The organism is Streptomyces sp. NPDC058685, assembly GCF_042714725.1.
GTDB lineage: Bacteria > Actinomycetota > Actinomycetes > Streptomycetales > Streptomycetaceae > Streptomyces.
On record NZ_JBHXSL010000008.1, the window covers coordinates 109,156 to 129,110 of the forward strand.

Sequence of the window (19,955 nt, forward strand, 5' to 3'; positions counted from 1 at the left end):
CGCCGGGGCGCGTGCGTCAGCCCTGCGGCCTCATCCGGTACTCGTACGCGTCGGGCAGCGGGTCGTCCGTCGTGGCCGCCCAGACCTCGTTGAGGATCTCCGCACCCTCCCGCAGGTCGGCGACCTCGAAGCCCTCGTCGAAGACCGCCCGCGCCTCCTGCGGCCGGCCTTCGGCGAGGAGCAGTCTGGCCTCCGCCAGACGGAACCGGCCGCGCTGCCGTACCGCCGGACGCAGCCGGGACCAGACCGAGCGGGCGTCCGCCGGGCGGTCGGCCGCGAGGAGGGCGTCGATCGCCTCGCGGCCGAGAGCCGCCAGCGCCGCCGTCCACGCCTCGCCGTCGTCGCGACGCTCCTGGCACAGGTCGTCGAAGGCCTCCAGATAGCGTTCGGCGGCCCGTTGACCGTTGCCGCCCTCCTGGTCCGCGACGGCGAGGCAGCGCAGCAACGGCCAGCGCGAGGGGGCGAGCGCCAGCCCCCGCTCCCAGCTCCGGACGGCCTGCGCGAGATCGCCGGCGTGCCACTGGGCCACACCCAGGTGGTACTCGGTCAGCGGGTCGGCGGGAGCGGTCTCCAGCATGTCCCGCCAGTGCGGTGCGACGAGTGAGGGGCCCGGCGGGGCGACGCGGCGCGGCTCGGGCAGGACACCGCTCGTCAACAGCTCACGCCAGGGCGCCTGTTCCTCGTCGAGCGTCGACTCGTCGAAGGGTGTGCCGGGTAGTTTGTGGCCCGCGCGCAGGACTTCGAGCGCGCCCCAGCCGGATCCGCGGGCGAGCCGGGTGGACGGTTCGGTGTCCGCGCAGGGCAGCCATGCCTCGTACGCGGCGTCGACGGCCTCCCGCGGCAGTGCGTCCGCGAGGCGCGCCTCCACCTCGGCACGGGCAGCGTCCCAGTCCTCGCCGTGCACCGTGGCGGGATCCGCGGTCAGCGGTCCGTACGACTCCAGCCAGCTGAACTCCTCGCCGCCGTCGAGCCGTACGTGTTCCAGCTGGGTGCGGGCCAGACCGGCCTGGATCTCGGCGTATCCCGGAGTGCCCGGCTCGGTGAGCCACTGCTGCCAGCGCCGGCCGCCTCGTCCGGAGCCCCACAGGAACAGTTTCCGGCCGCGCAGGGTGTCGGTCGACGTCTGGACGAGGCCCTGCCCCGCGGCGTCCAGGGAGGCGATCCATTTACGGGCCTCGGGGGGCACTTCGTAGAAGTAGTCGGCCGGGTACTCGCTGCGCAGCGGATAGGTCCGGTCCGCGCCGCGGTACTCCGGTACGGGCACGCGGCGCAGGCTGCGTTCGTAGCCGAAGTGCCAGGCTTCGTCGGCGGGGGCGAGCACGCGGGTGGTCGCGTGCTCCTCGACGGCGATGTTGGACCACCAGTACACGGGCGCGGGCTTCTCGTGCGGATTGCGGATCCGCACGCCGACATGGAGAAACGCGGAGTCGGCCGGCAGCCACAGATCGACCTGGAAGGGCAGGTCCCGCAGCCGTTCCCACTCCCAGAGCCTGACCATCTCGCCGCCGTCCGGGGCGGGCACGACGGCCGCGTGCAGGGGTGCGCAGGACAGTGTGGTGTGGCCGGTCGCGCCGATGTTCCACTCGATACCGCCGGAGTACCAGGCGCCGTTGAGCGCGAAGTCGGCCGGCTGGAACACCGGGTTGCGGTAGAGGAGTTCACGGCCGGTGGGCTTGTGGTGCAGCGAGTGGATCCGGCCGCCGAGGCCCGGGAGCACGGTCGCACGCAGGTGGTCGTTCTCGATGACGATCGCGTCGAGATCGGCGGGGGCGCGGTCGCGGCCGTAGCCGTCCAGTACGCGCACCGGCAGCAGGGTGCGCAACGGCTCGTAGCCGATCTGCCGCGCCATCTCGCGCGGCAGTTCCGCTCTGGTCCGCTCGTCGATCGCGTGCATCTCGTCGAGCGGTCGCAGCGCGGGCAGCGGGTTCGGCGGCCCCACGGGGGCTGCGGGCAGGGTCAGTACGGTGCGCCGGACGGTCGTGGCCAAGGCAACCTCGCTTTGCTCGCCGCGGGGCCGCCGACGGATCCGGCGGCAACCCGACGACCATGGAACAGGGTTGTCGCCGCCCCGGCCAGAGGCTCGGAGGGTCAGTCCTCGGTGAAGGCGGCGACGATCAGGTCGGTGAGCAGCGCTCCGGCGCCGCCCTCCGGGTCGAGATCGGGGTCGTACACGGTCACATTCATGCCCACGCAGCGGGGCGAACGCACCAGTCCCTTGAGCAGCAGGGTCAGTTCGTGCGGCAGCAGCCCGTCCGGGTCGGGGCTGTCGACGGCCGGCATGACGCGCGGGTCGAGCACATCGGCGTCGAGATGGACCCAATAGCCCTCCAGCGGGGGCACTTCGAGGGTCTGCACAACGGCCGACGTCAGTTCGGGGATGCCCCACTCCCGAAGTTCCGCCACCGTCATCGTCGGGATCTTCAGCTCGGCGAGTTCGGCGCGGTCGTCGTGGAAGAAGTCGCGGATGCCGATGAGCCGGATGTCCTCGTCCCGCAGATAGGGCCGCAGCCCTTCCAGGTTCGTCAGGTCCTCCTGGCCGCGTCCGGTGGCGAGCGCCAGTTCCTCACCGGCCGCCGCGCCCACGTGCGCGGAGTTGCCGGGGTGCCGGAAGTCCGCGGAGGCGTCGATCGCGGCGAGCCCGTACCGGCCCAGCCGGCGCAAGGCGAGTGAGGCGCCGAGCTGGATCGAACAGTCTCCGCCGAGGACGAGGGGGAAGTCACCGGCGCGCACATGGTGTTCGATACGGTCCGCGAGCCTGGGGGTGTACGCGGCGATCGCGTCGGCGTTGAAGACTCCGTCGCCCTCCTGCCAGTCGCCCCGGTCGTAGCGCGGCGGTACGACGACACCGCCCTCGAAGGCCCCGAGCCGCTGGACGATGCGTTGTTCGCGCAGTGCGCCGGCGAGCTTGTAACAGCCGGGCACGGCTCCGGGGGCGGGCGGGCGCAGGCCCAGGTTCGAGGGGGCGTCGACGATCACGATATTTCGCATCGTTCCATCCTCACGCGCGTCCACCGGGTCTTCAATGTGTGCGACGCGAGGAAGGCGGCGGCGGTGAAGTCCTCGGCGTCGTCGTGGGCGCGGGACCGATCGCGGCACGACCGCCCCGGGCGAGGTACGACGCGGAGTGGAGGAATCCGACATCGCGTCAGGTCGATCCGCGGCCCAAGTGGCCTGCCGGACGCCGGGCCGCGCGTACGGGTGGCGTCATGGCAAGCTGACGACACCGGCCGTCGGCGGCTTGCCACCTCGAGCGCCGTTCACCATCCTTGTCTGACAAGTGGCCGGGGCGAATCGAGGAGGGGCCATGGCAGTCGGCGGTCAGCAGCGCAGACCGGTCGTCGTGCTGTACGAGCGGATCGCCGACGCGATCCACGACGGCACCTACCCGCCCGGCTCCACCCTTCCGTCGGAACCCCGGCTGGCCGGTGAACTGGGGGTGAGCCGGCCCGCCCTGCGCGAGGCCCTGCTCCTGCTCCAGGAGGACGGACTGCTCTCGGTCCGGCGGGGTGTCGGCAGGACGGTCAGCGACCGCCCGCCGCGACGGGGCTTCGAGCACATCCAGCCGCTGGAGGACCTGCTCGCCGCGGGGTCACCGCTGCGGGTGCGGCCGCTGCTGCGCACGGTCGAGGAACCCACCGACTTCACCACCCAGCATCTGCTGGCACCGGCCGGCGCGGAGCTGCGGTTCTGGGAGTCGCTGCTGGCCGGGGACGGTACGGCGGCAGCGCTCAGCCAGGAGTGGGCGGCCGCCGACGAGGTGCTGGAGAAGGCGCACCCCGACTTCGCCGAGGCGCTGCGCACCGCGTCCGCCCCTGCCGGCTCGATGCTCGCGGTCCTCACCGGTGCCTCGCGCGGCCTCGCCCTGACCGCGCACAGCGCGATGAGCGCGACGCTGCTCGGCAGGCGGCGCGGCGAGCAGCTGGGCCGGGCGGCCGACACCCCCGCCGTGCTGATCACGCAGGTGGTACGGGCCGAGGACACCCCGATCCTGGCCGCCAAGCACATGCTGCCGACGGGCGCGCCCGCGATGCCGGTGCTCCAGACGAACTGACCGGCGGGGACGGCTCCGAACACCGAACGCGGGGCCGGCGCTCCGGACGAACCGATCGGCCGGCTCATGAGACGGCCGTCACGGCCCGTACGAAGCGGGTGCCGTACACTCCCGGTGCATGCACTTGTCTGACATCCTGCGCGCGCCCAAGGTCGTCCTCCACGACCACCTCGACGGCGGCCTGCGCCCCGCCACGATCATCGAACTGGCCCGGGAGTGCGGCTACCGCGATCTGCCCACCGAGGACCCGGCCGCACTCGCGACCTGGTTCCGTGACGCGGCGGACTCCGGCTCGCTCGAACGCTACCTGGAGACCTTCGCCCACACCTGCGCGGTGATGCAGACCCGCGAGGCGCTGGAGCGCATCGCGGCGGAGTGCGCCGAGGACCTGGCGGCGGACGGTGTCGTCTACGCCGAGGTGCGCTACGCCCCCGAGCAGCACCTGGAGCGCGGTCTGACCCTCGACGAGGTCGTCGACGCGGTCAACGCCGGATTCCGCGAGGGCGAGCGCCGTACGGACGGCCGGATCACCGTCCGCGCCCTGCTCACCGGCATGCGTCACACCGACCGCTCGCTGGAGATAGCCGAGCTCACGGTCGCCCACCGGGACCGTGGGGTGGCGGGCTTCGACATCGCGGGTGGCGAGATCGGCAACCCGCCGGCCCGCCACCTGCCCGCCTTCCAGCATCTGAAGCGGCACAACTGCCACTTCACGATCCACGCCGGTGAGGCCGTGGGCGCCGAGTCGATCCACGAGGCCGTACAGATCTGCGGCGCCGAGCGGATCGGGCACGGTGTGCGCATCACCGACGACATCACGGTGCACGACGACGGCACGGCGGAGCTGGGCGGGCTCGCGGCCTACATCCGGGACAACGGCATCGCGCTGGAGGTCTGCCCGACCTCCAACCTCCAGACGGGCGCGGCCAAGGACTACGCGACGCACCCGCTCGACCTGCTGCGCCGCCTCGGCTTCCGCGTCACGCTCAACACCGACAACCGTCTGGTGTCGGGGACGACCATGAGCCAGGAGTTCCAGCACATGGCGGACGCGTTCGGCTACGGCCCCGAGGTCTTCGAGGAGCTCACGGTCGCCGCGGTCGAGTCCGCGTTCCTGCCGCTGCCGGAGCGCCGCCGGCTGATCGACGAGGTCATCAGGCCGGGGTACGCGGCGCTCGGCGACTGACCGTCGTCAGATCAGCGCCGGCTCGTCCAGCGTGAGGGTGCACGACTCGGCGTCCAGTACCGCCGGAACGCCGAGCGGCATCGTCAGCGCGGTGTCGCTGTGCCCGAAGCCCAGCTCCTCGACCACCGGGACACCGAGGCCGCCCAGCCGGTCCCGCAGCACGGCGCGGATCTGTTCGTAGGGGCCGCACTGCGCCCAGGAGCCGAGCGCGACACCCGTGACACCGTCGAGCCAGCCGGTGCGCAGGAGCTGCGTGAACACCCGGTCGAGGCGGTAGTCCTCCTCGCCCACGTCCTCCAGCAGCAGCAGCCCGCCCCGGGCGGAGGGCCTGGCGTGCGGTGTGCCGAGGTCCGCGGCGAGGAGGCTGACGCAGCCACCGAGGGTGATGCCCCGGGCCCGGCCGGGGATCATCGTGCGGGCGGTGTCCAGGCCGAGTGTGCGCACCGACTCCGGTTCGAACAGCGTGGCCCGCAGGGACTCCTGCGTGCGGTCGTCCTTGAGGAAGGTGACCGCGCCCACCATCGGCCCGTGCAGTGTGGCGAGGCCCATGCGGGTCGCGAACGCCTCGTGCAGGGCGGTCACATCGCTGTAGCCGACGAACACCTTGGGGCCGGCCGACCGTATGGCCGTCCAGTCGAGGAGGTCGGTCATGCGCTGCGCGCCGTACCCTCCGCGAGCGCAGATGACGGCGGACACCGACGGGTCGCACCAGGCGTCGGTCAGGTCCCGGGCGCGGTCGTCGTCGGACGCGGAGAGGTACCAGAAATCGGGGTGCCGCCCGAGGACATGGGGCATCACGACTGGGTCGAGGCCCCAGCCCCGCAGGATGGCGAGGCCCTCCTCCAGGCGGTCGCCGGGGACGGGACCGCTCGGAGCGACGACGGCGACCCTGTCCCCCGCCCGCAGTCGTCGGGGCCGCGTCAGAGGTGCGACGGTCACTTCTTGAGCTCCAGCAGCGGGACGTCGGGCCGGGCGATGCCGAAGGTCTGGGCGTACAGGGAGAGTTCCGCCTCCAGGGCGCGGATCATCGTCTCCGCACGGCGGAAGCCGTGGCCCTCTCCCTCGAAGGCGATATAGGCGTGCGGCACACCGCGTCCCGCCATCCGCGCCAGGAACCGCTCGCACTGCACGGGTGGGCAGATCACGTCGTCCAGACCCTGGAGCAGCAGGAAGGGTGTGGTGATCCGGTCGACGTGCTCCGACGGAGAGCGCTCGCGATAGCGGCCGGGCACCTCGTCGATCGGCCCGATCAGCGACTCCAGATAGCGGGACTCGAAGTCGTGGGTCTCGCTCGCGGCCCAGCTCACCAGGTCCAGGACCGGGTAGATGACCGTGCCGCAGGCGTACACATCGGTGCTGGTCAGCGATGAGGCGGTGGTCCATCCCCCGGCGCTGCCGCCGCGGATGGCGAGGCGCGCCGGATCCGCGGTGCCCTCGTCCGCGAGGGCGGCGGCGACGGCCGCGCAGTCCTCGACGTCGACGACCCCCCACTGCTCGCGCAGGCGCTCGCGGTACTCCCTGCCGTATCCGGTGGAGCCGCCGTAGTTCACCTCGGCGACGCCGATGCCGCGGGAGGTGAAGTAGGCGATCTCCAGGTCGAGGACGAGGGGGACCTGGCTGGTGGGGCCGCCGTGGGCCCAGACCACGTAGGGCGGCAGTTCGTCGTCGGGCGCCACCCGGTCGGGGCTGTGCGGCGGATAGATGTGCGCATGGATCGCACGGTCGTCGGGACCGGCGAAGGTACGGATCTGCGGTTCCGGGTAGTACGCCGGGTCCACCGGGTCGTCGTGCGCCGAACCGATGACCCGGGTGCGGCCGGTGCGGGTGTCCAGCTCGACGATCTCGTAGGCGCTGCGCGGGCTGGCGGCCACCCCGACGACCCGGTCGCCGTGCACGGTGAGCATGGGCGCCCAGTCGGTCCAGGGCCCGGCGGCGTCCACGAGCTCACCGGTCTCCGGGTCGAGTATCCCGAGGGTGGTGGCGCCCTTGCCGTGGATCACGGCGACCAGTCCGTTGGCCAGGGGGCGGAACCAGGTGAGGCCGAGCTTCCACAGCGGCCCGCCGAACTCCTCCCCGCGGCCGGGACACAGCGGGACCGGCCGCGCGACACCGGCCCCGGAGGCTTCCAGCCGGACACGCCGGAGCTCCCACCAGTTACCGGCGTCGGAGACGAAGAGCAGCGAGCCGTCCGGGGCCCAGTCGGCCTGGCAGACCGACTCGTCGCTCCCCCCGACGACGGAGCGCACCGAGGTGAACGGCCCGTCGTCCGTGACCTCGCCGAGCATCACCACGGTGCCGTCCCAGGGCATCCGCGGATGGTCCCAGGCGATCCAGGCCGCGTGGCGTCCGTCCGGCGAGAGCCGCGGTCCGGTGACGAAGCGGTGGCGGTCGTCGGAGAGCTCCCGCACGGCGCCGCGGTCCCGGGCGGCCGAGCCGTCCAGCGGCACGGCCGCGATCACGCGCCGCACGTCGGTGGGTGCGTCGCCGGTGAACTCCTCCAGTACGCACCACACTTCGTTCCGCTCGGCGTGGATCCTCGGCTCGGCCCAGCGCAGCCCGCCGCCCACGGAGGACAGCGGCGTGAGGGGGCGCGGCTCGGCGCCGGGCTCGTCCGGCTCGTAGGCGTACAGCCGCTGGTCGACGAAGTTCACGAAGACGACGAGTGCTCCGCCGTCGCCTTCCCCGACGCCGTCCCAGGGGTGTCCGCCGTACTCGATGACGCGGCTGCGGACGTTCCACGGGGCGGGGAGCACGGATTCCTCGACGCCGTCGGCGCGGCGGCGCATCAGGGCCCGTCTGCCGCCTTCGGTGGGGCGCGGCGCCGTCCACCAGACCTCGTCACCGACCATGCCGGGGAACTCGGGCCTGCCGCTGTGCGACGCGGCGAGCGCCGCGTCGATCGGCGACGGCCACGTTCCGTAGGCTCCTGTCGGTACCATTCCAACTCCCCCTATGCGGACCGCAGATAGTGGTCGAGCACCCGCACCCCGAAGTGGAGTGCCTCCACGGGAACCCGCTCGTCGACACCGTGGAACATCGCCGCGTAGTCGTAGCCGTGGGGCAGCTTCAGCGGCGAGAAGCCGTAGCCCGTGATCCCGAGCCGGGAGAACTGCTTGGCGTCGGTGCCGCCGGGCATGCAGTACGGCACGACATGGCCTTCGGGGTCGAACCGCTCGACGGCTGCGCGCAGTTTGGCGAAGGTCGGGGAGTCGACGGGTGCCTGGAGGGGCACCTCGCGGTGGTGGAACTCCCAGTCCACGTCCGGCCCCGTCAGCAGGTCCATGGTCTCGCGGAACTCGTCCTCGCCGCCGGGCACCATGCGTCCGTCGATGAATGCCGTGGCATGGCCGGGAATCACATTGATCTTGTAACCGGCGTCCAGCATGGTCGGATTGGCGCTGTTGCGCACGGTCGGCTCGACGAGCGCCGCGGCCGCGCCCAGCTTCAGCATCAGGGCGTCCGCGTCGAAGTCGTCGGCTTTCACATCGGCGTCGAGGCCCTGAAGGGCGGCGAGCTCGGCGAGAGCGGCACGCACCGTGGGGGTGAGCCGCAGCGGCCACCGGTGGTCCCCGATCCTGGCGACGGCGGCCGCGAGGCGGCTGACGGCGTTGGTCCGGTTGACCTTGGAGCCGTGTCCGGCCCGGCCGTGCGCGGTGAGCTTGAGCCAGGCGGTGCCCCGCTCCCCCGCGGCGATGGGATAGAGCGTCATCCCGGGACCGGCGTGAAAGCTGAACGCCCCGGACTCGCTGATCCCTTCGGTGCACCCCTCGAAGAGACCGGGGTGCTCGTCGGCGAGGAAGCCGGAGCCGTCGGCCGCGCTGGCCTCCTCGTCGGCGGTGTAGGCGATGACGATGTCCCGCCGGGGCCTGACGCCCGCGCGGGCCCAGGCCCGGACGACCGCCAGGATCATCGCGTCCATGTTCTTCATGTCGACCGCGCCGCGGCCCCAGACGACGCCGTCGCGGATCTCGCCGGAGAAGGGATGCACCGTCCAGTCGTCGGGCTCGGCAGGGACCACGTCCAGATGACCGTGGACCAGCAGGGCGTCGGCCGACGGGTCGGTGCCCGCGATACGCGCGACGACATTGGTGCGCCCGGGGGTGCGCTCCAGCAGGGTCGGTTCGATTCCGGCGTCGGCGAGCCGCTGCGCCACGTACTCCGCGGCGGGCCGCTCGACGCAGTCGCCGCCCCCGCGGTTGGTCGTGTCGATCCGGATGAGCTCGGAGGTGAAGGTCACCACCTCGTCGAGCGCCCGGTCGTCGATGGGCCCTGTCACGTCAGCCATACTGCTCCTCCATCGCCGCCGAGACGATCGTCGTGACCGCTTTGAAGGTGCGGATGCCCTCGTACATGGTGTCGCTGCTGTAGGCGACGCGCCGCTCCCCACTGCCCGCGACCCCGGGCACGACGGTGGCGGCCGCCGCCAGATGGTCCGCGTCGAATTCCAGCTCCACGGCGAACGGTCCGCCGCGCACCGGTTCCTGACGCACGGCGAGCGCGGTCGCCTCCTTGGCCGCGGCACGGATGTCGGCCGCGGTGCGGGCCGGGGTGCGGCACACCGCCGCGTACCGCGAGACATGATCCTTCACCGCGACCGTGCGCGCCTCGGGCGCGTATCCCCCGGCGTCGACGCAGGTCAGGTCGTCCCCGGTGACGAGGACGACCGGCACGCCGTACTCCGCGACCACATGCGCGTTCAGCAGGCCCTCGCTCGCCCGGGTGCCGTTCAACCAGACGCCCGTGATCGAGTTGGCCAGGTAGGTGTGGGCGAGCACGCCCTGGGTGCCGGCGCCGGTGTGATAGCCGACGAAGGCGATGCCGTCCACGTCGCCGTGCTGCACGCCCTCGACCATGGACAGGGACTTGTGCCTCCCGGTGAGCATCCGCACCCGCTGGTCCAGCTGCTCCAGCAGCAGATTGCGCATGGTCCAGTGCGCTTCGTTGATGAGCACCTCATCGGCGCCGCCGTCGAAGAAGCCGAGGGCCGCGGCGTTCACATCCGAGGTGAACAGAGCCCGGCAGCGCTCCCACTGGGGAGTGCCCGGCAGCACGTCGGCAGGCCAGGTGACACCGGTCGCGCCCTCCATGTCGGCGCTGATGAGGATCTTCATGCCACGAAACCGTACGCGTCGCCCGGCACGCCGACCAGCCCTGTGGATAACTGCCTCTGGGGTGGACCACTGGCATCACCCGTTCCGGTCAACGCGTGCCGTCCGCCGACGTCAGGACCCTGCGTCCGCAGGTGTCCCCGGCTCCAGGGACCAGATCAACTCGGCGCTCAGCGGTCCCGTGCGGGCGAGGAATCCGCCGTGGTCACCGGCGAGCAGGGCGTGCTGCGAGCCATGGCACAGCACGGCCGCCCGCTTGCGTGCCCACTGGTCGTCGTCGAGGCGCAGGCCGTGGCGGACCGTGGTGCGGTGGCCGTCCAGCAGTTCCCGGTACGCCGGGCCGTACGTCGTGTTCGCCGCGAGGGCCGCGTCGGCCTCGTCGGTTCCCCACTCGGGCAGATGGCCGGTGTAGGGAAGGTCGGCGTACACCCAGGGCAGGGGCGCGCGGAGGCCGGCGAGGACCTTCAGGGCCCGGTGGCGCACCTTCGCGTGGTCGGGCTGGTTCGTCCCGAGCGGGACGAGGACGCGAACATCCGGCGCGAGGTTCTCCAGAAGGGCGTCCAGGCCGGGGAGTTCGGCGCTGTCGGCGTACGGACCGTCGGGATGGTCGAGCAACACCTGCTCGGCACCGAGCAGGTCGCACGCCGCCGCGTCCTCGGCCCGGCGGCAGTGAAAGGCCTCGGCCGCGGAGGAGAATCCGCAGGCACTGTCCCACCACGACGTCGGAGCGTCGGGGGGCGGGGCGCCGCCGTACACGGTGACGATCGCGGTCGGCCCGGGCAGCCGGGGCAGGAGCCCGCCCAGGGAGAGAGCGGCGTCGTCGAAGTGCGGCGAGAGGACGACCGTGCGCCATGAGGGGTGTGCGGACACGGACATGGGCTCCTCGGTGGGGTGGGGACGGGCGGTGGGGCTCAGCCGGGGCCGGCCCTCGGGGACCGGGCCCCCGGGGGTTCGGGGATCAGCTGGATCCGGGCCACAGTGCGTGCGGGTCGAGCCGGGCGAACGCGGCGTCCCAGGCGTCGTCGTCGCCCTCCCAGCGTCCGGGCCTGGCAGCGACGGTGTCCCAGGCGATGCCGGGTGGCAGCGCGGCGGCGTCCGGCGGAGGCGTACGGCGCAGCCAGAGCAGTGCGAACCGGTGGCCGGGACCGTGGGCGGACAGCAGAGCCCGGAGCCGTCGGAGGTCGGCCGCGGTGAGTTCGTCGAAGGCGTCGTGGTGCACATAGAGGACCCGGGCGTCGGAGGCGGTCAGCTCCCGCCACCGCGCCGCCAGGTGCTCGAACTTGGCCTTGACCGCCGGGAACTGCCGCGCGATGTCGTCCGCGGTCAGCGGCTGTCCCTCCGCGGCCCGGAACTCGTGGAAGAACCGGATGTCGGACCCCCTGTCGAGTGCGCAGGCCCCGTCGCCGAACGGCTCGGTCAGCCCGGGCCGCAGCACATCGCGGAAGTCGGATTCGACGGCTTCGAGCACGGACTCGAACTCCAGGTCCAGCCAGTCGAAGAAGTGCGCGCGGTCGCTGCCGGTGACGCGCCGGATCTGGTAGGTCGACTCGCAGTGGTAGCCGAGCCCGACGCAGACGTCGTACACAGGGTCCCTCCGGGGCGACAGCGTTGTCAGCCGGCGGTCCGGCGCAGCAGGACGCCGACGCTGCCGCGCTTGCTCAGATAGGCCCGGCCGCCGCACACCGACTCAACGGCGGGGAAGACCAGTTGGGTCTCGTCGACCTGTTCCCAGCGCGTCGTGGCCGCGAGCCAGGGACGCAGCCGTGCGGCGAGGGCCGCCGGCTCCAGGGCGACGAAGACCAGATCGGCCGGAAGCGTGTCCAGGAGTCCGAGATCCTGGCCGTAGTAGAGCATCTCGATCAGCAGGTACGCGGCGCCCGGAAGGCGTCGTGCGGCGGCGAGTGCCTCGAGACCGTCGGGGTGGACGCGGGCTTCGCCGGCGACGCGTTCGGCCAGCCGGGCACGGAACAGCGCGTTGGGTTCCGTGGCCTCCACGTCGAAGCCCTTGCCGGTGAGCCGGGAGGTCAGCGCTCCCTCGCAGGCGCCGACCTCGATCAGCGGTCCGTCGTCGAGGGTGCACCAGCCGGCGATCCACGAGGTCGTGGCGTCGAGCCGTTCCTGCTCGTAGGCGGAGGTGGCGAACTCCCACGGGTCGACGACCGAGGCCGCGTCGTCACCGAGGCTCGCGAGGAGGGCGAACAGCCGCTCGCGCTCGTCGGCAGCGGCGGTGAAGAAGCGTTCGGTCGACGGGATGCGGGCGGTGTCGATCCGGTGCTGGGCGGAATCGGTACGCAGCAGATGACCGCAATGACGGTTCACGAACCGGAGTTTGGCGGCGACGAGGTCGCGGTCGAGGGGTCGGTCGAGGTCGCTGACGACCTGGAGATAGGGCGAGTAGCCGACCGCGTGGAGGACGGACAGGTCCCCGGCCGCCGCGGCCGCGTCGCGCCCGAGCAGGCCGCGGCTGCCCCGGTTGTCGGCGGGCGAGTGCGTCCAGACACGGGCCGGCCGGCCCGCGGCGGCCTTGCCGATGGTTTCGGCGAGCGGTCCGGGTCCGGGTGACGCGGCGGCTTCGTCCACCGGCCGTTCCCGCCGGGCCAGCGCGGCGAGCCGGTCGGCCCGGTCGCTCCCGGCGGGCAGCACCACCGATTCCGCTGTGCCGCAGCACAGGACGTGGACCTCGTGGGCCTCCGGGTCGGTGAGTACGGAGAGAAAGTCGAGAACCGCGTCCTCGGCCCTGAGCACCACCACGATGTCGATCAACAGCCCGGTCCCATCAGCAGCTCGGCAGGAGCGGACCCGCGACCGGGGTGAGCGGTGCGGGTCCACAGCGCACCCTAACCACAGTCCACCGTCGTGGTCCAGACCAATTTTCGATGACGGGAGAAAGCTGACGGTCAGACAGATGACGTGCTGGGAAAGGGAGATGGAACGCGTGGAGCGCGCATCAGCGACGGCCGAGAACCATCCACTTCGAGGGCAGCTCGATCCGCGAACCGTCCTTCTGGTACTCGGTCGTCGTCAGCGGAAGGCTCCCGCTCGCGAACACCGTGAGTCCCGCCGTGAGGAAGTACTCGACCAGGTCCGCGTCCGACACCGCACCCGGCACGATGCCGTGCCGGAAGACCGGCTGGAGCTTGGGTGGCGGCCCGGACGCCGCCTGGGCCAGCCGGGCCAGCTGCTGCCCCGCGGCCTCCGCCAGCTCCACCACGAACGCCCGCCCCCGCTCACCGACCAGTGTCGCGACCGTGTCGGCAAGATCCTGGCGGTCCTCCGGGTCGCTCTGGTGGAGCACCCCGCGCATATAGACGTTGCAGTCGCCGAGCTCCTCGCGCAGTGCGGCCACCTGTTCGGCGTCGACGGCGTCGAGCCGGCGGAACCGCATCTCGCCCGAGGGCGCGTCGCCGCCCGCGGCCGGGGACTTCTCCTGCTGCACGGCGAGTTCGATGGCGGCGGCCGAGAGATCGGCGCCCATCACCTTCGGGAAGCGGTCGGCGAGGAAGCGCGTCTGGGTGCCGTTGCCGCAGCCGAGGTCCAGCAGGGTGAGTCCGGGGTGGTCCACATGCGGCTCGTACAGCGCCAGATGCAGTCCCGCGGTGAGCGCCGGCTCGGCGTCCCACAGGACCGATCCCGGTTCGCCGGAGGCCTCGCCCCAGAAGCCTTCCCAGGCGTCCTTGTACCGACTCGTCACGCTCATGACCAGCTCCCCAGGGTGTGACACGACGTCAAGATCGGTCTATCGCGCCGGTGTTACGGCGACAAGCGTCGTGTGCATACCTTCACGTCGCGTTCGACAGCGTGACGATCGGGCCACCAGAGCGTCGCCGGCGCATACACGGGTCTGCTGTGCGCGTTCCCCGCCCGGCACGGACGCAGACCCCCTTCGCGCACCCGGTTCTCGCGGACCGGCCCGCCCTACGGGCGCCCCGCTCGCGCGGCCCCCGTCCAGGGCAGAGCCAGCTCGAACCAGACGGTCTTGCCGCCTGCCGTACGACTGGTACCCCACTCGCGCGACAGCGCGCTCACCACCCGCAGTCCGCGCCCGGCCTCGTCGTCTCCCGAGGCATCGAGCAGCGTCGGCAGCGTGTGGTCGTCGTCCGCCACTTCGCACAACAGCGACTCGGCTCTGACCAACCGCAGTTCCGCACGGCGCCCGTCCGCGTGGCGGATCGCGTTGGTCACGACCTCGCCGACCAGGAGCTCCGCCGTCTCCGTCACCGGGATCAGCCCCCAGGCCGCCAGCTGCCCACGGACCAGCCGGCGCGCCCGGGCCGCCTCCCGCGGCTCCAGCGACAGTTCCCAGGTCGCGACCGACTCGGGAGCGATGCCGTTGAGCCGGGCCATCAACAGCGCGACGTCGTCCTTGCGCCCACCACGGGTGTTGAGCGACCGGATGATCGTGTCGCAGGCGTCGTCCATCGAGGCGGCCGGGTGAGCCGCCGACTCGCACAGCGTCGCGAGGCCGACCCCGATGTCCTCTCCCCGCACCTCCACCAGCCCGTCGGTGCACATCACCAGACGGTCGCCGGGGGCCACGGGCACCCGGACGCTCCGGAAGGGCACCCCGCCGACGCCGATCGGGGCACCGGTGGGCAGGTCGAGCAGTTCGCTGCGCCCGTCGGCCGCACGGACGAGGACCGGCGGCACATGTCCGGCGTTCGCCATCAGCAGCTCGTGCCGGATCGGGTCGTAGACCGCGTACAGACAGGTGGCGAGATAGTGCTCGCCGAGGCGCTGCGCGAGGTCGTCGAGATTGCGCAGCAGCTGCTCGGGGGGCAGGTCGAGCGCGGCCATCGTCTGTACCGCGGTGCGCAACTGTCCCATCATCGCCGCCGAGTTGAGCCCGTGACCCATGACGTCGCCCACCACCAGGGCGGTCCGCGAACCGGGCAGCTTCACGGAGTCGAACCAGTCGCCGCCGACCCGGCCGAGCAGGGTGCCGGGCAGATAGCGGGTGGCCGTGTCGCACCCGGCCATCCGCGGGGTGACCTGCGGCAGCATCGAGTCCTGGAGCGTCTCGGCGACGCTCTCCTGATAGGTGTACATCCGGGCGTTGTCGAGGACGAGCCCGGCGCGTGCGGCCAGTTCGGCCCCGGTCACCCGGTCCATGTCGTTGAAGAGGGCGCGCTCGGCGTGGCGCAGCAGGATCATGAAGCCGAGGACCACGTTGCGCGCCTTCAGCGGCACGACGAGCATGGAGCGGCCGTTGATCAGCGGCCGGATGTCGCGCTTCTCGAACTGCGAGGCGATGGCGGTGCCCATCTGCTCGCTGATCCGCGGCACCAGCACCGGGTCACCGGTGGTCATGCACTGGAAGAACGGCGTGTGCTCGGGGAACGGCATCGACTCGCCGACCGGTACGACATCGTCCCAGCGGCCCGGTTCGTCGACGTGCTCGACGGCGACCCGGTGCCACAGGGTGGTCGCGTCCGGCGGCCCGTCCGGGAAGCCCTCGCCCGCGATGACCTGCTCGCGCAGATAGGTGCCCGCGACATCGGTGAAGCGCGGCACGACTGCCGCGCTGACCTCCTGGATGGTGCGGGAGAGGTCCAGGGAGGATCCGATGCGGCCGCTCACCTCGTTGAGGAATTCGAGGCGCTCGCGGACCGCGGCGTATTCGAGGTCCTGCTCCAGATCGGCGGCGTCCGCGTGCCCGCCCGCGGCGACGGCCGCCTCGGCCGCCCGCTGCCGTGCTCTGCGCTCGGCCCGCCGCGGCACACCCCAGTCGGGCGTGACCGGCACTCGGTCGTGATGGCTGAACTCCAGTACCGGGTAGCCGAGTTCGAGGATCTGGGAGACGATCCGCGTCGACTCCCGCACGCTCATGCTCGGCAGGATCTCGGGGAGCCTGCGCGCCAGTTCGTCCGAGCCGGAGAACTCGGTGTGCAGGGCGAAACCGGGCGCGATGCGCTCGACGCTCTCGTCCTCGGCGCCGAACAGCCGTGCGTCCGCGGCCAGGACGAGCAGTCGCTCGGTGCCGGGTCCGACCATGGGGTACGCCCACCAGAGCACGTCGATGCGCTCGCTGCCGGGTTCGGAGAGCCGGGCCCTGCCCGCCGCCGGATAGGAGGTGCGGCCGTTCAGCGAGGCGTCGAGGCCGGTGCCGGGGCCGCCGAAGCCGTCGTACCCCTCGTACTCGCCGTCGGCCGCCAACGCCCCGGTGACCGGGAGCAGTTCGGTGGCGGCCCGCCCGACGGCCTCCTGGCGGGCATGACCGAAGAGCCGGCGCGCTCCGGTCGACCAGTGGGAGACCAGGCCGTCGCCGTCCACGACGACCACGGCGAGCGGAATCCGGCCGGCCACGGCGAACTGCCGTGGTGGTGTCGGAACACCACTGTCCATGGCTGGGAGGCTCCTTCCCCGCCGCCGGAAACCGCGGCCTCGGCACCACGGTACGGCGGCGGCGACACGGTGTGCGGCGCAACCGTGGAATAGGTGGTGCGCCCGCGCGAAACTGACGAAGAGTCAGTCCTCGTGCCCCAACTGGAGATCGCGTTCGGTGCGCCCCCCACCCGCGACCTGCAGAACTGTGGCGACCGGCGGGTAACCTGCCGCGATGACCGTGTACTCACCCGAGGAGAGGTCGACGAACCGGAAGGTGCCGTCGGGGCCCGTGGTGAGAGTGTCGACCACATTGCCCGCCGCGTCGAGGAGCGTCACCCGGGCCTCCTCCACGGGTCGCCCGCCGCCGGCCCGCACCGTGCCGCGCAGCACCGCGCCGCCGGCCAGTTCGATGTCCTGCCGGGTCTCCCGCGATGCCTGCACGCTCACCGGGAGGGCGGCGGGGCGGAAGGCGGGGGCGCTCGCGGCGAGCGTGTACTCCCCCGCCACCAGTTCCGTCATCACATACCCGCCCTCGCGCCCGCTGCGGGTGGTGGCCACGACGTCGCCGCGGACATCGGTGAGGGTGACCGTCGCCTCCCGTACGGGCATGCCGTCGGCGGTGGTCACCGTCCCCGCGAGACGTCCGGCGCCGCCGAGGACCACGTCCAGTTCGACGGGGCGTTCGCCGACCGTGACGGTGACCGCCTGCGGCTGGTGCCCGCCGGCGGCGGCGATCATCACATAGGAGCCGGAGCCGGGCACGCTCAGCGCGTACCGCCCGTCCTCGCCGCTGGCGCCCCGGCCGATCTGCTGCCCCTGGACGTCGATGAGGGTGAGGGCGGCGCGCGGCACCGTGGTGCCGTCGTGGTGCTGGACGGTCCCGCAGACGGGCACGCCGAAGGAGTGGGCGGGCGCACTGCGGGCCGGGGGCACCGAGGCGGTCTCGGCGGCGGAGGCGTTGTGGGACACCAGCGGTTTCTCCTTGAGGAAGAAGGCGATGAACAGGCCGAGCACGAGCACCGGCACGAGATAGAGGAAAATCCGTGGCATGGCGTCGGCGTACGCCTGGATGTAGCCGTCGCGCATCGCCGGCGGCATGGCGTGCACGAGCTGCGGGGTGATCGACTCCGGATCCGGCAGGCCCGCGCCCCGCGGGAGGCGGTCGGCGAGCGAATCGGTGAGCCGGTCGGCGAAGAGGGTGCCGAAGACGGCCGCGCCCACGCTGCCGCCGATCTGGCGGAAGTAGTTGTTGGCGCTGGTGGCGGTGCCGAGGTCGGCGGGCGGTACCGCGTTCTGCACGGCGAGGATCAGCACCGGCATCACCAGCCCGATGCCGACGCCGAGCACCGCCTGCCAGATGCTGTACTCCAGCCGGGAGGTGTCGGTCTCAAGACGCGACAGCAGCCACATGCCGGCGACCGAGACCGCGCTGCCGAGCACCGGGTAGACCTTGTAGCGCCCGGTGCGGCTGATGAGCTGGCCGGAGACGATGGAGGCGACGACGATGCCGCCCATCATCGGGAGCATCAGCAGGCCCGATTCGGTGGCGCTGGCTCCGTCGACCATCTGGAGGAAGGTCGGCAGATAGCTCGCGGCACCGAAGAGTGCCACGCCGACGACGGCGCCGACGAGGCTGGTGATGTTGAAGACCGAGTCGCGGAACAGCCTCAGCGGGATGATCGGTTCGGGGGCGAAGGACTCGACGACGAGGAAGAGGACGGCCGTTGCGGCGGCGCCGGCCGCCAGGCCGAGGATGACGCGCGAGTCCCAGGCGTACTCCGTGCCGCCCCAACTGGTCAGCAGGACCAGGCAGGTGGAGGCGGCCGCGAGGAAGAGCGCGCCCAGCACGTCGAGCCGCCCTCGTGCGGCGGGCTTCGGGAGCTTCAGCACGGCGGTCACCACGATGAGCGTGAGCACGCCGAAGGGCACGTTGAAGTAGAAGCACCAGCGCCACGAGACATGGTCGGTGAAGAACCCGCCGAGGAGGGGTCCGGCCACGGATGCGAGACCGAAGGCGGCCCCGATGAGGCCCATGAACCGCCCGCGGTCCCGGGCCGGGACGATGTCGGCGATGATCGCCTGGACGCCGATCATCAGGCCGCCGGCGCCGATGCCCTGGATGGCACGGAAGGCGATGAGCTGGTCCATGCTGCGGGACCATCCGGCCAGTGCCGAGCCGATGATGAAGACGACGATGGCGAACTGGAAGACGCCCTTGCGGCCGAAGAGGTCGCCGAGCTTGCCGTAGACGGGCAGGCCCACCGTCGCGGTGAGCAGATAGGCGGTGATCGCCCAGGGCATCCGGTCCAGCCCCTGGAGCTCCCCGACGATCTTGGGCAGCGCGGTGGCGACGATCATCTGCTCCAGCGCGGCGAGGAGCAGCGCGAGCATCAGGCCGCAGAAGACGAGGCGTACACGCCGGGGGCTCAGCGGTTCGGGGGCCGCGGCAGCGGCGGCAGGGGGTGAGGGATCCGAGGGACCGCCCGCGACCGGTGCGGCCTGCTCGTCCTTCACCAGAGTGATGCCGCCCACGTATCTGCTCCCCTCGTCACGCCCTGCGCGGCGTCATTCTTCGCATTACACGCCAAGAGGGAGCAAGCGGGGCGCAGTTCGGGGACGCGGCGTGCCGTGGACGCCAACTGCCGTTCGGGGGGCGCGCGTCGGGCGCTCATCAGGGGCTTTCCCGCGGCTCGTGGCGCCGGGGCGCATCACGAGACCGCCGGGAAAACCACTCGAAACGGTGAGTGTTACAGCGACTCGGGCCGGCTCACTTCTCGACCTCGTGCGCGAGCTTGTCGAGTTCGGCGTCGTAGATGCGGGCGAGCCCCTTGGGGGCGAAGGTCCGCTCGAAGAATCCGCCGATGCCCCCGGCGCCGTTCCAGACGCTGGTGACGACGACCCTGGACTTCCCCTCCCCGGCGGGGGTGACGGTCCAGGTGGTGACCATGGAGGAGTTGCGGTCCTTCTCGACCAGCTGCCCGTCGGTGGGCTCGGTCACCTCGAGGAGGCAGTCGCGGATGCGCTTGCTCGTGGCCTGGAGCTTCCAGTGCACGAGGGTGCCCTCGCCGTCCCCGCCCTCCCGGACCTCGTACTCGCTGAAGTGCTCGGGCAGCAGCTTCGCGCGGGTGTTCTCGTAGTCGGCCAGGGCATCGAACACCTTCTCCGCGTCCGCCGAGATGATTCGTTCCGTGGTGGCCTCGACCTGCGCCATCGCTGTTCCTCCAGCACTCGGTTGTTCGGGGTGGCGCTAGCCAACCACCTCGGGTGCGGGCACCCAAATCCGCGG

15 protein-coding genes are annotated in these 19,955 nt (G+C 72.0%); 2 read left to right on the forward strand and 13 right to left on the reverse strand.

The features are described from left to right. Nucleotides 1-16 precede the first annotated feature (16 nt). Both ACFWU3_RS10080 and ACFWU3_RS10085 read right to left on the reverse strand, forming a co-directional pair. Nucleotides 17-1,987: a DUF5107 domain-containing protein gene (locus tag ACFWU3_RS10080; RefSeq protein ID WP_384433931.1), complete on the reverse strand. Its 1,971-nt coding sequence runs from the start codon at nt 1,985-1,987 to the stop codon at nt 17-19. A 101-nt stretch (nt 1,988-2,088) separates the two neighbouring features. Then, nucleotides 2,089-2,988, reverse strand: a complete 900-nt coding sequence (locus tag ACFWU3_RS10085; RefSeq protein ID WP_384433934.1) for an arginase family protein — start codon at nt 2,986-2,988, stop codon at nt 2,089-2,091. A 316-nt stretch (nt 2,989-3,304) separates the two neighbouring features. Here ACFWU3_RS10085 and ACFWU3_RS10090 point away from each other — a divergent pair, with 316 nt between their 5' ends. Both ACFWU3_RS10090 and ACFWU3_RS10095 read left to right on the forward strand, forming a co-directional pair. After that, nucleotides 3,305-4,051, forward strand: a complete 747-nt coding sequence (locus ACFWU3_RS10090; protein WP_384433937.1) for a GntR family transcriptional regulator — start codon at nt 3,305-3,307, stop codon at nt 4,049-4,051. Nucleotides 4,052-4,169: 118 nt separating this feature from the next. Then, complete coding sequence (locus ACFWU3_RS10095; protein ID WP_384433940.1) at nt 4,170-5,237, forward strand: adenosine deaminase; 1,068 nt, start codon at nt 4,170-4,172, stop codon at nt 5,235-5,237. Between the two features lie 6 nt (nt 5,238-5,243). Here the strand turns inward: ACFWU3_RS10095 and ACFWU3_RS10100 are convergent, their stop codons facing one another. The 11 genes from ACFWU3_RS10100 to ACFWU3_RS10150 all read right to left on the reverse strand — a co-directional run bounded on the left by ACFWU3_RS10100 (nt 5,244) and on the right by ACFWU3_RS10150 (nt 19,880). Next, complete coding sequence (locus tag ACFWU3_RS10100) at nt 5,244-6,176, reverse strand: LD-carboxypeptidase (RefSeq protein ID WP_384433943.1); 933 nt, start codon at nt 6,174-6,176, stop codon at nt 5,244-5,246. Then, entirely contained in the window at nt 6,173-8,176 is a 2,004-nt protein-coding gene (locus ACFWU3_RS10105; protein ID WP_384433946.1) for a prolyl oligopeptidase family serine peptidase, read from the reverse strand. The genes ACFWU3_RS10100 and ACFWU3_RS10105 overlap by 4 nt, the downstream gene beginning before the upstream one ends. An 11-nt stretch (nt 8,177-8,187) precedes the next feature. Continuing rightward, nucleotides 8,188-9,522: a M20/M25/M40 family metallo-hydrolase gene (locus tag ACFWU3_RS10110; RefSeq protein WP_384433949.1), complete on the reverse strand. Its 1,335-nt coding sequence runs from the start codon at nt 9,520-9,522 to the stop codon at nt 8,188-8,190. Then, on the reverse strand, nt 9,515-10,348 hold the full coding sequence (locus ACFWU3_RS10115; protein ID WP_384433952.1) for a M55 family metallopeptidase: 834 nt from the start codon (nt 10,346-10,348) through the stop codon (nt 9,515-9,517). Before ACFWU3_RS10115 ends, ACFWU3_RS10110 begins: the two co-directional genes overlap by 8 nt. Before the next feature lie 111 nt (nt 10,349-10,459). Next, the gene (locus tag ACFWU3_RS10120; RefSeq protein WP_384433955.1) at nt 10,460-11,221 is read right to left on the reverse strand and encodes a PIG-L deacetylase family protein; all 762 of its coding nucleotides are present in this window, start codon (nt 11,219-11,221) and stop codon (nt 10,460-10,462) included. An 82-nt stretch (nt 11,222-11,303) separates the two neighbouring features. Beyond that, nucleotides 11,304-11,930 (reverse strand): papain-like cysteine peptidase, encoded by a 627-nt coding sequence (locus tag ACFWU3_RS10125; protein WP_384433958.1) that lies wholly within the window; start codon nt 11,928-11,930, stop codon nt 11,304-11,306. A 26-nt stretch (nt 11,931-11,956) separates the two neighbouring features. After that, complete coding sequence (locus ACFWU3_RS10130) at nt 11,957-13,108, reverse strand: hypothetical protein (RefSeq protein WP_384433961.1); 1,152 nt, start codon at nt 13,106-13,108, stop codon at nt 11,957-11,959. A gap of 184 nt (nt 13,109-13,292) precedes the next feature. Continuing rightward, nucleotides 13,293-14,042, reverse strand: coding sequence for a class I SAM-dependent methyltransferase (locus tag ACFWU3_RS10135; RefSeq protein ID WP_384433964.1), 750 nt, complete (start codon nt 14,040-14,042; stop codon nt 13,293-13,295). Nucleotides 14,043-14,260: 218 nt separating this feature from the next. After that, nucleotides 14,261-16,687: a SpoIIE family protein phosphatase gene (locus tag ACFWU3_RS10140; RefSeq protein ID WP_384433967.1), complete on the reverse strand. Its 2,427-nt coding sequence runs from the start codon at nt 16,685-16,687 to the stop codon at nt 14,261-14,263. A 123-nt stretch (nt 16,688-16,810) separates the two neighbouring features. Beyond that, entirely contained in the window at nt 16,811-19,201 is a 2,391-nt protein-coding gene (locus ACFWU3_RS10145; RefSeq protein WP_384433970.1) for an MFS transporter, read from the reverse strand. 235 nt (nt 19,202-19,436) lie between these two features. After that, nucleotides 19,437-19,880 carry an SRPBCC family protein gene (locus ACFWU3_RS10150; protein WP_384433973.1) on the reverse strand — a complete coding sequence of 148 codons (444 nt, stop codon included), beginning with the start codon at nt 19,878-19,880 and terminating at the stop codon, nt 19,437-19,439. Between the last annotated feature and the right edge of the window lie 75 nt (nt 19,881-19,955).

Excerpts from the sequence above, each read along its gene's own strand:
- ACFWU3_RS10085 (WP_384433934.1), bottom strand. The coding sequence starts at position 2,988 with ATGCGAAATATCGTGATCGTCGACGCCCCCTCGAACCTGGGCCTGCGC.
- ACFWU3_RS10090 (WP_384433937.1), top strand. The coding sequence starts at position 3,305 with ATGGCAGTCGGCGGTCAGCAGCGCAGACCGGTCGTCGTGCTGTACGAG.
- ACFWU3_RS10095 (WP_384433940.1), top strand. The coding sequence starts at position 4,170 with ATGCACTTGTCTGACATCCTGCGCGCGCCCAAGGTCGTCCTCCACGAC.
- ACFWU3_RS10105 (WP_384433946.1), bottom strand. The coding sequence starts at position 8,176 with ATGGTACCGACAGGAGCCTACGGAACGTGGCCGTCGCCGATCGACGCG.
- ACFWU3_RS10110 (WP_384433949.1), bottom strand. The coding sequence starts at position 9,522 with ATGGCTGACGTGACAGGGCCCATCGACGACCGGGCGCTCGACGAGGTG.
- ACFWU3_RS10115 (WP_384433952.1), bottom strand. The coding sequence starts at position 10,348 with ATGAAGATCCTCATCAGCGCCGACATGGAGGGCGCGACCGGTGTCACC.
- ACFWU3_RS10120 (WP_384433955.1), bottom strand. The coding sequence starts at position 11,221 with ATGTCCGTGTCCGCACACCCCTCATGGCGCACGGTCGTCCTCTCGCCG.
- ACFWU3_RS10135 (WP_384433964.1), bottom strand. The coding sequence starts at position 14,042 with ATGAGCGTGACGAGTCGGTACAAGGACGCCTGGGAAGGCTTCTGGGGC.
- ACFWU3_RS10140 (WP_384433967.1), bottom strand. The coding sequence starts at position 16,687 with ATGGACAGTGGTGTTCCGACACCACCACGGCAGTTCGCCGTGGCCGGC.
- ACFWU3_RS10150 (WP_384433973.1), bottom strand. The coding sequence starts at position 19,880 with ATGGCGCAGGTCGAGGCCACCACGGAACGAATCATCTCGGCGGACGCG.